Source organism: Pseudomonas sp. PDM28, assembly GCF_019219115.1.
Lineage (GTDB): Bacteria > Pseudomonadota > Gammaproteobacteria > Pseudomonadales > Pseudomonadaceae > Aquipseudomonas > Aquipseudomonas laurylsulfatiphila.
Map to the genome: position 1 here is coordinate 103,379 of NZ_JAHUWG010000012.1, position 12,479 is coordinate 115,857.

Sequence of the window (12,479 nt, forward strand, 5' to 3'; positions counted from 1 at the left end):
CTTCGGATCTGAAACATCAGGTGCGATTTTCCCCTCCCTAAGCTAACCTGCGACCAAGTTTTACGAGGTCGACTATGCACATTCATATTCTTGGTATCTGCGGCACTTTCATGGGGTCAATGGCGGTTCTGGCCAAAGAGCTGGGCCATCACGTGACGGGCTCCGATGCCAACGTCTATCCGCCGATGAGCACTCAGCTGCAAGCCCAGGGCATCGAGTTGACACAAGGCTATGACCCGGCGCAACTCGATCCGGCCCCTGATCTGGTGGTGATCGGCAACGCCATGTCCCGGGGCAACCCGGCGGTGGAGTACGTGCTGAACAAAGGTTTGCCGTACGTTTCCGGCCCGCAATGGCTGGCGGATCACGTGCTGCAAGGTCGTTGGGTGCTGGCCGTTGCCGGTACGCACGGCAAGACCACCACCAGCAGCATGCTGGCCTGGGTGCTGGAGCATGCAGGCATGGCCCCGGGCTTCCTGATCGGCGGCGTGCCGCAAAACTTCTCGGTGTCCGCGCGCCTGGGTGATACACCCTTCTTCGTCATCGAAGCCGACGAGTACGACAGTGCGTTCTTCGACAAGCGCTCCAAGTTCGTACATTACCGCCCGCGCACCGCAATCCTGAACAACCTTGAGTTCGATCACGCGGACATCTTCCCGGACCTGCCGGCCATCGAGCGGCAGTTCCATCACCTGGTGCGGACCATCCCGAGCGAAGGGCTGGTGATTCATCCGACCACTGAGCCAGCCTTGCAGCGAGTCATTGAAATGGGTTGCTGGACCCCGGTGCAAACTACCGGTGCCGGCGGTCAGTGGCAGGTCAAACTGCTCAGTGAAGATGGTTCGAAATTCGAAGTGATGTTCGAAGGCGTCACCCAGGGGGTGGTCGAATGGGACATGACTGGCCAGCACAACGTCGCCAATGCATTGGCCACTTTGGCCGCTGCGCGCCACGTCGGTGTGGTGCCATCCATGGGCATCGCCGCGTTGAGCGCCTTCAAAAGCGTGAAACGCCGGATGGAGAAAGTCGCGGAAGTCCGTGGCATCACCATCTATGACGACTTCGCTCACCACCCGACCGCCATCGCCACCACGCTGGACGGCCTGCGCAAGCGCATCGCCGATGCACCGTTGATCGCGATCATCGAGCCACGCTCCAACTCCATGAAGCTTGGCGCGCACCGTGACGGATTGCCGGAAAGCGTGGTCGATGCCGATCAGGTGATCTGGTATGCACCCGCCAACCTCGGCTGGGACCTGGCGGGTACCGCGGCACTGTGCACTGTGCCGTCGATTGTCAGCGATTCCCTTGAGGGCATCATCGATCGTGTGAAGAGCCAGGCCCAACCCGGCACTCACGTGGTCATCATGAGCAACGGTGGCTTCGGCGGCCTTCACGGCAAGTTGGCCGAGGCACTCAAATGAACAACGGCCCGGAGCGCATCACCCTGGCGATGACCGGCGCTTCAGGCGCCCAGTACGGTTTACGCCTGCTCGACTGCCTGGTGCGGGAAGATCGTGAAGTGCACTTCCTGATTTCAAGGGCCGCGCAGTTGGTGATGGCGACCGAAACTGACGTCACGCTGCCCTCCAAACCGCAGGTGATGCAGGCGTTTCTCACCGAATACACGGGGGCCGCCGCCGGGCAGATTCGGGTGTACGGCAGGGAAGACTGGATGTCGCCGGTGGCCTCGGGCTCCGGCGCGCCAGCGGCGATGGTGGTGGTGCCGTGCTCCACTGGCACGTTGTCGGCCATCGCTACCGGTGCCTGCAACAACCTGATCGAGCGTGCCGCGGATGTGACGCTCAAAGAGCGTCGCCAACTGATTCTTGTGCCTCGCGAGGCGCCGTATTCGAGCATTCACCTGGAGCACATGCTCAAGTTGTCGAACATGGGCGTGACAATCCTGCCGGCATCACCGGGCTTTTATCATCAGCCGCAAACCATCGACGACCTGATCGATTTCGTCGTGGCACGGATCCTTAACCTGCTGAATATTCCACAGGACATGCTGCCGCGTTGGGGCGAGCATCATCTGACCAGCGATGAATAAGCTGCTGGTGATGGTGCTGGCGCTGCAATTGGCCGGGTGCGCCACGGTGCGCACCCTCGATGCGGCCAAGCCGGGGGCGCCGGTGGTGTACGCCGGGACGCGGCTGGATTTGTATGCAATGAATGGTGGTTGTTGCGCGATGGACCGTTTCGGCGCGCAAGCGCCGAGCTATCCTGGCGTTGATCTGCCGGCCAGTGCGTTGCTCGACACACTGCTGTTGCCGTTGTCGGTGTTGACGGTGATCGGGGTGAGTTTTCAGGCAACGGGTGGGTTGTAAGAGAGCGCTTCGCGCTCTATCGCGAGCAAGCTCGCTCCCACAGGTTTTTCAGCGATTGCAAAATTTGTGTACAACACAAATCCTGTGGGAGCGGGCTTGCCCGCGATGAGGCCCGCTCAGGCACTATAAAATTACTTGCCCAACTTCCTCAGCTCATCCGACTCGACAATCCGCACGCCATCCTGCTCTTCGAGTGCAAGACGCCACATGGCGCGGGCCAGTTGGCAGGCTTCGATGCCGTGGTATTTACCGGGGATCAGGCGTGACAAGGGGCCGGCGACTTGCTCGGCCAGGCGCGGCTCAATGCGATCACCCAGCAACAGCGAAGGGCGGCAAATAGTCAGCTGCGGCCAGTCCTGCGCGCGCAATGCGTACTCCATCTCGCCTTTGACCCGGTTGTAGAAAATCGAGGATCGGCGATCGGCTCCCAGGGCACTGATCACGATCAGGTGCCGTGCGCCCATCTCCCGTGCGCGCTTGGCGAATGCCACCACCATGTCCAGGTCCACTGCGCGAAACGCCTGCTCCGAGCCTGCCTGCTTGATCGTGGTGCCCAGGCAGCAATAGGCGATATCGACCCGCCCGTTCAGTTGTGGCAGGAACGCCGTCGGGTCGCCGACCGGGTTTTCCAGGTGCGGGTGTTCTGCCAATGGCCGGCGTGAGGGGGCCAATACCCGGGTGATCGTTGGCTCGCTGAGCAAGCGATCGAGCAGATGTTCACCCGTCAAACCGGTGGCTCCGGCGAGCAGCACATGCTGAGGCGTCAAGTACATAGTGTTTCTCCCTTGATACTGTTCAGCTTAGTTGCTGTTTGCATCCTTGCTTTGCATGGATGCACTTTGCAACGCTTTTCGTGCCTGTTGTTTGCGCAATAGTTGCCAGTGCGAGAGGACGGTTTTCGGTGCCCAGATCTGTGGTTCGGATGCTTCGAAGCCGTCTGCCAGCTCACGCTCGGCGACGGTGGCCTTGGCCCGTTTGAAGGCCTGTTCCAGATCATCGGTCTGGTTCAGGGCCTGGACGAACAGGGCATCGCCGAAGTAGGTGAAGTTGGCTTCCTCCGAGCAGCCGAAGGAGACTCGGTCAGCCCGCGAGGCCGTCATGATCAGGGTCCGTTCATCCTTGAGTGCGGGAATGAAACCGCCGGAGTAGCAGGACGAAATCACGATGACCTTGTCGCGGTTTTTCAGCGGGGCGAGAACAGTGGCCAACTCGTCGGCTGGCAGATCGGCCAGTTCCATGCGCGGCTGGTCCAGTACCAGCTCGTGTTCGCTGGTGCCATGGCTGGTCAGGTAGATGAAAATCAGGTCTTCCGGACCGCTCCGTTCAGCCAGCGTCAGGGCCGCGCGACGCAGGTTCTCCCGGGTGGCCATCGGGCGGTCGGCGAGGTGGTCACGATGGTTCACCAGGCGAATTTGGCCGAAGGCGCCGAAACGGGTGGAGAGCATATTGGCGACGTAGTCGGACTCGCGCAGAAACACGCTTTGCTTGCCATCACCGCCCAGGGTCAGCGAATACAGCTCCACTGCCGGGGTGGAAGGCGGAATATTGGCCAGCGCTGCGTCGAGCAAGCGCCCCTGTGCCAGCAGGCCGAGCTCGAGTGTGTCAGGCAACAGTTTGCCCTCGGCGTCGCGCACGCGCTGGCCATTGATCCAGGTGCCGCTGAGCACGGTGCCGTCGGTCAGCACCAGCGTGCCACGCCCTTGGTAACTGTCGTTGTCGAACTGGCCGGTATAAAAGCTGCCATCGGCGAGGTTCAGCCGGCCCTGGCCGGAAAAGCGCCAGTCGTTGAAGTGGCCGATGTAGTGGCTGCCGTCAGTGCCGATCAACTCGCCCTTGCCGTTCAGCGAGCCTTCCTTGAACTGGCCCAGCCACACATCGCCGTCGGCGTTTTCGTAGCGGCCTTTACCGTGCAGTTGATTATTCTTGAAGCTGCCGACATAGATGTCGCCGTCGGCGCTGTTGAACGTGCCGTTGCCTTCCAGCTGGCCGTCGACAAAGTGCCCGGTGAACTGATTGCCGTTGCCGTCACCGCGCTGGCCTTCGCCGTTGGGTTTGCCGTGGGCGAACTGGCCCTGATAGGAGCTGCCGTCTTCGAGTTCGAGGCGACCCAGGCCAGCGTATTGATCGGCCTTGAATTCACCGCGGTAACTCATGCCGTTTTCTTTGAGCGTGCCTTCGCCGTCGCGACGGCCAGCCTTGAAGCCGCCACTGTAGCTGTTGGCGTTGGTGGTCAGTGCTCCCTGGCCGTCGAACAGTCCCTGAGTGAACTGCCCGCGATAGACTTCACCATTGCTGCCATGCCATTCACCCTGGCCCTGCCACTGGCCTTTGTCGAATTCGCCGGCGTACCAACTGCCGTTCGGGTAGTCGATGCGACCCTTGCCTTGCAGCAAGCCATTGACCAGGTCACCGCGATAGCGTCCGCCGTCCGGCAGGCGTGCGTCGGGGGGCAAAGGCGATTCGCCGTCGCCGCAAGCGGTGAGCATCAGGGTCAAGGCAAGGAGTGCAAGTGGGCGCATAGCGGATTCCGGGCAATTAGGCGAGGGAGTATGCCGCAGCCATGTGTCCTTATATAGGGCGAGGTACCGCAAGAGGGCGCGAAACAGCAGGCGCTGCTTCGCATCCCGGAAGGTTTACACGAAGCACAGGGACAGGGGTTCGGCGATATACGCCGGCTTGTCCGAACCTTCGATTTCCAGGGTGGTGGTGGCCTTGAGCAGCCATTGGCCGGGTTTCTTCTCGATGACTTCGGTCAGGTCGACCTTCAGCCGCACCCGCGAATTGACCTTGACCGGCTGGATGAAGCGCACGCTGTCGAGGCCGTAGTTGACCACCATCTTCAAGCCTTCGGGCATGACGAGGATGTCTTCCATCAACTTCGGAATCAGCGACAACGACAGAAAGCCGTGAGCGATAGTGCTGCCAAATGGCGTTTGCGCGGCCTTGACCGGGTCGACGTGGATGAACTGAAAATCCCCTGTGGCTTCGGCGAACAGGTTGATACGGTCCTGATCGATGGTGAGCCATTCGGAACGTCCAAGTTCCTTGCCGACATAATCTTTGAGCTCTGCAACTGGAACATAGGGCATTGAGACTCTCCTTGGGTTCATCGGTTTTATAGTTTTGAGTTGGGGGGGACTTGACCTCCCGGCTTACCACTTTAGATCAACATGGCTGAACGTCGCGGTCAACTGGCCATGCTTTTGGCGAATGCCGGTCTATAGCGTGGGCATGCTTATAATGCCAAGCCAATGCGGGTGACGGATTTTGCGGGAGATCTTTGATGTTGTTACGGGGCCTGACGTGGCTGGTGCTGTTCCAATTGCTCGGCACGGCGATCAATCATTTGTTTCTGCCTGTGCTGCCGGGGCCGATTGTGGGGTTGCTGCTGTTGCTGGTGTACCTCATCTGCCGCGGACAGGTCGGCGAGCCACTGAACCTGGCGGCCGGCAGCCTGCTGCGCTATCTGCCGCTGTTGCTGGTACCGCCGGCCGTGGGCGTGATGGTGTATGCCGCTGACATCGCGGCGGACTTCTGGGCCATCGTCGGTGCACTGGTGTTGTCGCTGTTGCTTTCGATGGCCTTCGCCGGGGTGCTTATGCAACGCATGGTCAAGCGTCACGCGCACTCCGAGGACAACCAATGATCTTCGACTGGCACGGCGCCTGGGCCTCGGTGATTCACCATCCATTATTCGGCATCGGTATCACCCTCGGTGCCTATCAGCTCGTCCTTGCGGCATTCGAGAAAACCCGCTGGATCTTTTTGCAGCCGGTGCTGGTCTCCATGTTGCTGGTGATCGGTGTGCTGGTGGGTTGCGGCCTGACTTACGCCGAGTACCGCAAGAGCACCGAGATCCTGAGCATCCTGCTCGGTCCGGCCACTGTTGCGCTGGCGGTGCCGCTTTATCTCAACCTGCGACGGATTCGGCAGTTGTTCTGGCCGATATTTACTACGCTGGTGATAGGCGGGGTGGTGGCCACGGGGATGGGTGTGTTGCTGGGCTGGTGGTTCGGTGCCGAGCACATGATCCTGATGACCATGGCGCCGAAGTCGGTGACGTCGCCGATTGCGATGCTGGTGGCCGAACAGATCGGTGGGGTCGCGGCGCTGGCAGCGGTGTTCGTCCTGATTACTGGTGTGATCGGGGCGATTTTCGGCCCGGCCCTGTTGAGTCGCCTCGGTGTGCACAGCCCGGAAGCGAGGGGTATGGCACTGGGCATGACGGCCCACGCGGTCGGCACGTCGGTGGCGTTGCAGGAAAGTGAAGAGTGTGGCGCCTTCGCGGCGCTGGCGATGAGCCTGATGGGTGTGGCCACGGCGGTTTTCCTGCCGCTGGCGGTGTCGATGGTCGTGTAAGGAAATGTCTATGAGTCTGCCGCTTTTTCCGTTGAACACAGTGCTGTTCCCAGGTTGCATCCTCGACTTGCAGATCTTCGAAGCGCGCTATCTGGACATGATCGGCCGCTGCATGAAGCAGGGTGGCGGGTTCGGCGTGGTGTGCATCCTCGACGGCGAAGAAGTCGGAATCGCCCCGGCCGGCTACGCGCTGGTGGGTTGTGAAGCGCTGATCACCGATTTCAAACAGCAGGACAACGGCCTGCTGGGGATTCGGGTCCAGGGTGGTCGGCGTTTCCATGTATTACGAACGGAAGTCCAGCGCGATCAGTTGACCGTCGCCGAGGTCGAGTGGCTGGAAGATGAACCCGAGCAGCCACTGCAGGATGAGGACGCCGACCTGGTGGCATTGCTCAAGGCCCTGGCTGAACACCCGATGGTCGAGGCCTTGAACATGGGCACCGAAGCGACCGGGCAACAATCGCTGGCTAATCAATTGGCCTACCTGTTGCCATTTGCGGAACTGGACAAGATCGACCTGTTGCAACTTGATGATCCGCAACAACGACTGGATGCGATTCAGGCGTTGCTGGATGAATTGCAGGGTGAGTTGTTTGCCTGATTAATCATGGAAAGTCGGCGGTTGTTCGGTTGAGTGCTGTTATTTGGTTTGTTCTTAAATTTGTTAGTCGGTTGTATTTGCGGTGGTCGGTTTATTTGATGGGTCTTTGCATTGATTTATAATAAATTATGGATGGGGTTAGTGTTGATTGATAAAGTTGAGGTGGTTATATTTGCTTCGCCTGCATGAGGCAGGTATTTCATATATAAGGGAATATTTGATGAAAGATTTAACTGACGATGAGCGTGCGTTGTGGGGTTTTTGCTTTACTCGGTCCATGTTGCGGTATATTAACGGAAGCACACAGGGTGGCGAAGTTGAGTTTGCGGCGGATTCGGCGGTGAGTGTGGCGACTGCGCTGATCCTGGCGCGACGTTCGCCCTCGAATGTTGCACGCGATAGTTTTGAGCAGCGGCTCTGGGATGATTATGCCGGGGAGGCGATGGTCAAGTTTACTGAGATTCGTTGGAAACTTGAAAACAATATTGCCCTTGCTGGCAAGATTGCAAAGCAAATCGAAGTGGGTCTAATGACGTATCGTGCTGTTGATGGCGAGAACTTGCCAAGTTTCCCGATCGGCGGCTAAGACTCAATATAATCTGTCAGGTTGGGCTGTTGCTTGATGTCAGTGCGATTCTTTATGTCACTGCTGTGATAGGGTTATCCGCCCAGAAGTTGTTTACCTGGCATTATTGAAAAGATCGCAGCCTTTGGTCGCTTCTGCAGAGTGAATGCTCATACAAGTGCGACTGAGGGCTGGGGTCTTTTGCTTTATCTAGTACGCATATCGCAACATCGTATGCGGCAAATGCCGCAACACGAAGAACCCGAACAATGCCACCAAGGCTGGGAGCACCAGCCACCAGACCTTGGGCTGCAAGGCGTTGAGCGGTTCCTTGCGCTGGATCAGCCACAGGCTGGCCGCACAGACACACGCCGCCAGCATTGCGCCAGCCAATACATCTGTCGGCCAATGCGCACCGAGGTATACCCGCGACAGCGCAATAGCCGTCGCTGGCAGGCATCCCACCAATAACCAAGTCAGGCGCATCCGGGGCGGTTGCCCGCGGCCGGCCAGAACGGCGAGGGTGAGGAACAGCGCGAAAGACCCTGAAGCGTGGCCGCTGGGCATGCTGTAGCTGGTGAGCGGGTCGCTCAACACTTCGGGGCGCAAGCGGGCGAAAAAGTACTTGGTCGCGGTATTGGCCAGTGCCGTGAAGAGCAGTGTGCTGCCCGCGAAAATCGCGTGCCGCCATTGACGCGTCAGCAACAGCAAGCCGGTCAGCAGCGCACTGAACAACAACATGTTGCGGAATTCGCCGATCAGCGTGAAGACTACCGCCACTTCATCCAGCAACGGTTTACGATGCTCCTGCACCAGCGTCATCACGCCTTGATCGAGTGCGGACAGGTGCGAATATCCGATAAGCAACCCCGCCAGAATCAAAAGACTCATCCCGGTAATGAACAGCGTCGCGCGACGATGCCGGCGCAGGCTGCTGGTCGCGCTCAAGCCGACCATCAGAGCAATGCTGCCGGCAACAACCCCGGCCTGGAACCAGAAGCCTTCGGGCAACGGCAAGCGGATTGCTGCGCCCGTGGCCCAGCCAGGCATCAGGTAAGCCACCGACCACCCCGCACCGGCCAACAGGCTGACAGCGAAGAAGCGCGGGAAAGGCATGTCGCACATCCCGGCCACCATCGGCAGCATTGGCCGCAGGGGGCCGATAAAGCGCCCAACCAGCAGGCTGGCGATGCCGTAGCGCTGGAAGTATGACTCGGCCCCGGCGATCCATTCCGGATGATGGCGCAAGCCCGGCAGGCGCCGGATGTTCTGATGGAAGTGCCGCCCCAGAAAATACGAAACGACGTCACCCAGCACACCGGCGATGAAACCCAGCAAGAGCGTCTCACTGAGCGTCAGCGCTCCACTGCCTGCCAGTACCGCCACGGCGAACAGCAATACCGTGCCGGGAACGATCAGCCCGGCAATCGCCAGGCATTCCACAAAGGCTACGATGAATACCGCTGCTGCCAGCCATTGCGGGTTGATCGCCAACCATCCGGTCACGCTATCGAGCCATGGGCCCATAAAAACCACTCCATTGAATTCAATTGGCCCTTGGTGGGCAAACGCAAATTTTCGTAACGGCGCCGAACCCTGTGGGAGCGGGCTTGCCCGCGAAGGGGCCCTTCCAGTCGATATTTGTGTCGCCTGACACGCTGCCTTCGCGGGCAAGCCCGCTCCCACAGAGACTCACTTTTACTTCAAATCCGGGCAAGTCAGGACAGCACAAAATAATCGCGACCTTCGACTTGCCCCCGACGCAGCGGGTTGCGCGTGCAGTAAGCCGCGTAGGCTCCGTCGACGAAACGGTACATCAGGTGTTCATCGCGTCCGTGGGGGATGCCCAGGCGCGTGGTCTGGATGATATGGGCGGGCGTCTGGCCCACGTGCTCTACCAGCAGCACTTCATGGTCGAAGCGTTTGGCGTCCCACACCGGCACTTTCAGGCCCAGCGCCTTGCAGAGCAAGGTTTGCCCGGCGCAGAGCTTTTGCGACGGGCGGGGGTGGCCCTGGGCATCGGGATTGTTCAACAGCATCTGTGCCAGGCTGGCCGGCCCGCTCAGTTCATCGACCCACGGATAGGCGGACTTGATCAGCACGGCGTTGCCGGGACCCTGGGCGCTGAAATTGAGTGAATCGCCGCCCCGGGCGTAATACATATAGATGTGGCCGCCATCCAGAAACAAAGCCTTACGCTTTTCTGTGTAGCCGAGGGATGCGTGGCTGCCTTTTTCCGCGCAGTAATAGGCTTCGGTCTCGATGATCCGGGCGCTGAGCCACAGGTCGCCCACTCGATGGCGAATGACTTTGCCCAGTAAGTCCCGGGCCAGAATTTGCGCGTCACGGTCGAAAAACGCATCCGGGAGGCCCGCGGGCAGGCTCATGGCGGACGCTCGAACAGTCAGATTGGACATGATGGCCGGCATTTGTCAGGGCTGAATGAGTCGTGATGATAACAATTTGCAGCTTAATCCCGGCTGAACGTCGGCAAATACCCCTCCATTTCGACCATCCGCCCGTCACCGCTGTTAGTCCCGGGACGCGACAGCTATAATCTGCCGCTTTACACTTTACCAAGACCTTATCAAAGACCACGCCAGACCATGACTGAGTCCGTTCTTGACTACATGACCCGCCTGGGTCGCGCTGCCCGCGAAGCCTCCCGCGTGATCGGCCGTGCCAGCACCGCGCAGAAAAACCGCGCCCTGCAGGCCGCCGCCAATGCGCTGGACGCGGCCCGCGCCGAGCTGACGGCGGCCAATGAGCTGGATTTGGCCGCCGGTCGCGCCAATGGTCTGGAGCCGGCCCTCCTTGAGCGTCTGGCGCTGACCCCGGCGCGTATCGACGGCATGATCGTCGGTCTGCGCCAGGTGGCGGCCCTGCCGGACCCGGTCGGCGCGATCCGCGACATGAGTTTCCGTCCGTCCGGTATTCAGGTCGGCAAGATGCGCGTACCACTGGGCGTGATCGGAATCATCTACGAGTCTCGACCGAACGTGACCATCGATGCCGCCAGCCTGTGCCTGAAGTCCGGCAACGCGACCATCCTGCGTGGCGGTTCCGAGGCCATTCATTCCAATCGAGCCATTGCCGCCTGCATCCAGCGCGGCCTGGCCGAGGCCGATCTGCCGGCCGCTGTGGTGCAAGTGGTCGAAACCACGGATCGCGCTGCCGTCGGCGCGCTGATCACCATGCCTGAATACGTCGATGTCATCGTGCCCCGTGGCGGCCGTGGCCTGATCGAGCGCGTCAGCCGTGACGCCCGCGTACCGGTGATCAAGCACCTGGACGGCATCTGCCACGTTTACGTGAGTGAGCACGCCGACTTGGCCAAGGCCCAGCGCATCGCGTTCAACGCCAAGACTTACCGTTACGGCATCTGCGGTGCCATGGAAACGCTGCTGGTGGATCAATCCGTCGCCAAGGATTTCCTGCCGGCGATGGCCGCCCAGTTCCGCGAAAAAGGCGTCGAGTTGCGCGGTTGCGAGCGTACCCGGGCGATCATCGATGCCGTACCGGCGACCGAGGAAGACTGGAGCACCGAGTACCTGGCGCCGATTCTGTCGATCCGCGTGGTCGACGGCCTGGAGCAGGCCATCGAGCACATCAATCGTTACGGCTCTCACCATACCGATTCGATTGTCAGCGAACACCAGGGCGACACCCGGCGTTTCGTGGCTGAAGTCGACTCGTCGTCGGTGATGATCAACACCCCGACATGCTTCGCCGATGGCTTCGAATACGGATTGGGTGCCGAGATCGGCATTTCTACTGATAAGCTGCACGCCCGTGGCCCGGTGGGCCTCGAAGGGCTGACCTGCGAGAAGTACATCGTGGTCGGCGACGGGCAACTGCGTGGACAGGAGCCGGTCTGACTTGGGCGACTTCGACCCGTCAGCCCCGGACACCGTCAGCGAGCCAGCGCCTCGCCGCATTGGCGTGCTGGGCGGAACGTTCGACCCGGTGCACATCGGCCATTTGCGCGGAGCACTGGAAGTCGCCGAAACCCTGGCGCTCGATGAGCTGCGCCTGACACCCAGTGCCAGGCCGCCCCATCGGGACACGCCGCAGGTGTCGGCAAAAGACCGTCTGGCGATGGTCGAGTGCGCGGTGGCCGGTGTGGCGCCGTTGGTGGTGGACGCCCGCGAATTGCAGCGGGACAAACCGTCCTACACCATTGATACCCTGGAACTGATGCGCGCCGAACTGGCCGTGTCCGACCAGGTTTTTCTGCTTTTGGGCTGGGACGCTTTTTGCGGCCTGCCCACTTGGCACCGCTGGGAAGAGTTGCTCCAGCATTGCCATATCCTGGTGTTGCAACGCCCGGATGCCGACAGCGAACCGCCGGATGCCTTGCGCAACCTGCTGGCAGCGCGCTCGGTGAGCGACCCGCTGGCCCTCAAAGGGCCGAGCGGACAGATTGCATTCGTCTGGCAGACACCGCTCGCGGTATCCGCCACCCAGATCCGTCAACTGCTGGCCAGCGGTAAGTCGGTACGTTACCTGGTGCCCGACGCGGTCCTGGCCTACATCGATGCGCACGGGCTCTACCGTGCGTCGAACTGAATAGGAGTGCCTCAAGGCACGTGGCAACAACGTGTATTGAAGCGCCCGAACAAAC

Annotated in this window: 14 protein-coding genes; 9 read left to right on the forward strand and 5 right to left on the reverse strand. The window is 60.5% G+C overall.

The features are described 5' to 3' along the window. Window positions 1-74: 74 nt before the first annotated feature. Genes mpl through KW841_RS25660 form a run of 3 tightly spaced genes read left to right on the forward strand, consistent with a single transcriptional unit; the run spans window position 75 to window position 2,330 of the window. On the forward strand, window positions 75-1,424 hold the full coding sequence (gene mpl / locus KW841_RS25650; RefSeq protein WP_116581882.1) for a UDP-N-acetylmuramate:L-alanyl-gamma-D-glutamyl-meso-diaminopimelate ligase: 1,350 nt from the start codon (window positions 75-77) through the stop codon (window positions 1,422-1,424). Next, window positions 1,421-2,053: a flavin prenyltransferase UbiX gene (gene ubiX, locus KW841_RS25655; protein ID WP_218480233.1), complete on the forward strand. Its 633-nt coding sequence runs from the start codon at window positions 1,421-1,423 to the stop codon at window positions 2,051-2,053. The genes mpl and ubiX overlap by 4 nt, the downstream gene beginning before the upstream one ends. Next, entirely contained in the window at window positions 2,046-2,330 is a 285-nt protein-coding gene (locus KW841_RS25660; RefSeq protein ID WP_218480234.1) for a YceK/YidQ family lipoprotein, read from the forward strand. The genes ubiX and KW841_RS25660 overlap by 8 nt, the downstream gene beginning before the upstream one ends. 131 nt (window positions 2,331-2,461) lie before the next feature. Here KW841_RS25660 and KW841_RS25665 read toward each other — a convergent pair whose 3' ends face one another. The 3 genes from KW841_RS25665 to KW841_RS25675 form a co-directional block, all read right to left on the reverse strand. Next, window positions 2,462-3,103 carry an oxidoreductase gene (locus tag KW841_RS25665; protein WP_218480235.1) on the reverse strand — a complete coding sequence of 214 codons (642 nt, stop codon included), beginning with the start codon at window positions 3,101-3,103 and terminating at the stop codon, window positions 2,462-2,464. 27 nt (window positions 3,104-3,130) lie between these two features. Beyond that, a complete protein-coding gene (locus tag KW841_RS25670; protein ID WP_218480236.1) occupies window positions 3,131-4,849 on the reverse strand; it encodes a C13 family peptidase in 1,719 nt (572 codons plus the stop codon). A 114-nt stretch (window positions 4,850-4,963) separates the two neighbouring features. Further along, a complete protein-coding gene (locus tag KW841_RS25675) occupies window positions 4,964-5,419 on the reverse strand; it encodes a MaoC family dehydratase (RefSeq protein ID WP_008001099.1) in 456 nt (151 codons plus the stop codon). Between the two features lie 194 nt (window positions 5,420-5,613). On the opposite strand from KW841_RS25675, the gene KW841_RS25680 reads away from it, so the two are divergent. The 4 genes from KW841_RS25680 to KW841_RS25695 all read left to right on the forward strand — a co-directional run bounded on the left by KW841_RS25680 (window position 5,614) and on the right by KW841_RS25695 (window position 7,876). Beyond that, window positions 5,614-5,976: a CidA/LrgA family protein gene (locus KW841_RS25680; protein ID WP_015096984.1), complete on the forward strand. Its 363-nt coding sequence runs from the start codon at window positions 5,614-5,616 to the stop codon at window positions 5,974-5,976. Further along, window positions 5,973-6,689: an LrgB family protein gene (locus tag KW841_RS25685; RefSeq protein ID WP_104451323.1), complete on the forward strand. Its 717-nt coding sequence runs from the start codon at window positions 5,973-5,975 to the stop codon at window positions 6,687-6,689. The genes KW841_RS25680 and KW841_RS25685 overlap by 4 nt, the downstream gene beginning before the upstream one ends. A gap of 10 nt (window positions 6,690-6,699) precedes the next feature. Beyond that, a complete protein-coding gene (locus KW841_RS25690; RefSeq protein WP_007998442.1) occupies window positions 6,700-7,290 on the forward strand; it encodes an LON peptidase substrate-binding domain-containing protein in 591 nt (196 codons plus the stop codon). A gap of 220 nt (window positions 7,291-7,510) precedes the next feature. Then, window positions 7,511-7,876, forward strand: a complete 366-nt coding sequence (locus KW841_RS25695; RefSeq protein ID WP_218480237.1) for a hypothetical protein — start codon at window positions 7,511-7,513, stop codon at window positions 7,874-7,876. 189 nt (window positions 7,877-8,065) lie between these two features. Here KW841_RS25695 and KW841_RS25700 read toward each other — a convergent pair whose 3' ends face one another. Together KW841_RS25700 and KW841_RS25705 are read right to left on the reverse strand one after the other, a co-directional pair. After that, the gene (locus KW841_RS25700; RefSeq protein WP_218480238.1) at window positions 8,066-9,382 is read right to left on the reverse strand and encodes a bifunctional DedA family/phosphatase PAP2 family protein; all 1,317 of its coding nucleotides are present in this window, start codon (window positions 9,380-9,382) and stop codon (window positions 8,066-8,068) included. 191 nt (window positions 9,383-9,573) lie between these two features. Further along, window positions 9,574-10,284: a DNA-3-methyladenine glycosylase gene (locus KW841_RS25705; protein ID WP_177323534.1), complete on the reverse strand. Its 711-nt coding sequence runs from the start codon at window positions 10,282-10,284 to the stop codon at window positions 9,574-9,576. A gap of 177 nt (window positions 10,285-10,461) precedes the next feature. Here KW841_RS25705 and KW841_RS25710 point away from each other — a divergent pair, with 177 nt between their 5' ends. Beyond that, window positions 10,462-11,733: a glutamate-5-semialdehyde dehydrogenase gene (locus tag KW841_RS25710; RefSeq protein WP_218480239.1), complete on the forward strand. Its 1,272-nt coding sequence runs from the start codon at window positions 10,462-10,464 to the stop codon at window positions 11,731-11,733. Window position 11,734: 1 nt separating this feature from the next. Then, complete coding sequence (nadD, locus tag KW841_RS25715) at window positions 11,735-12,424, forward strand: nicotinate-nucleotide adenylyltransferase (RefSeq protein WP_218480240.1); 690 nt, start codon at window positions 11,735-11,737, stop codon at window positions 12,422-12,424. Window positions 12,425-12,479: the final 55 nt, after the last annotated feature.

Coding starts and splice junctions, on each gene's coding strand:
- KW841_RS25705 (WP_177323534.1), bottom strand. CDS start 10,284: ATGCCGGCCATCATGTCCAATCTGACTGTTCGAGCGTCCGCCATGAGC.
- KW841_RS25660 (WP_218480234.1), top strand. CDS start 2,046: ATGAATAAGCTGCTGGTGATGGTGCTGGCGCTGCAATTGGCCGGGTGC.
- KW841_RS25690 (WP_007998442.1), top strand. CDS start 6,700: ATGAGTCTGCCGCTTTTTCCGTTGAACACAGTGCTGTTCCCAGGTTGC.
- KW841_RS25680 (WP_015096984.1), top strand. CDS start 5,614: ATGTTGTTACGGGGCCTGACGTGGCTGGTGCTGTTCCAATTGCTCGGC.
- KW841_RS25665 (WP_218480235.1), bottom strand. CDS start 3,103: ATGTACTTGACGCCTCAGCATGTGCTGCTCGCCGGAGCCACCGGTTTG.
- KW841_RS25695 (WP_218480237.1), top strand. CDS start 7,511: ATGAAAGATTTAACTGACGATGAGCGTGCGTTGTGGGGTTTTTGCTTT.
- mpl (WP_116581882.1), top strand. CDS start 75: ATGCACATTCATATTCTTGGTATCTGCGGCACTTTCATGGGGTCAATG.
- KW841_RS25685 (WP_104451323.1), top strand. CDS start 5,973: ATGATCTTCGACTGGCACGGCGCCTGGGCCTCGGTGATTCACCATCCA.
- KW841_RS25670 (WP_218480236.1), bottom strand. CDS start 4,849: ATGCGCCCACTTGCACTCCTTGCCTTGACCCTGATGCTCACCGCTTGC.
- KW841_RS25675 (WP_008001099.1), bottom strand. CDS start 5,419: ATGCCCTATGTTCCAGTTGCAGAGCTCAAAGATTATGTCGGCAAGGAA.
- KW841_RS25710 (WP_218480239.1), top strand. CDS start 10,462: ATGACTGAGTCCGTTCTTGACTACATGACCCGCCTGGGTCGCGCTGCC.
- KW841_RS25700 (WP_218480238.1), bottom strand. CDS start 9,382: ATGGGCCCATGGCTCGATAGCGTGACCGGATGGTTGGCGATCAACCCG.
- ubiX (WP_218480233.1), top strand. CDS start 1,421: ATGAACAACGGCCCGGAGCGCATCACCCTGGCGATGACCGGCGCTTCA.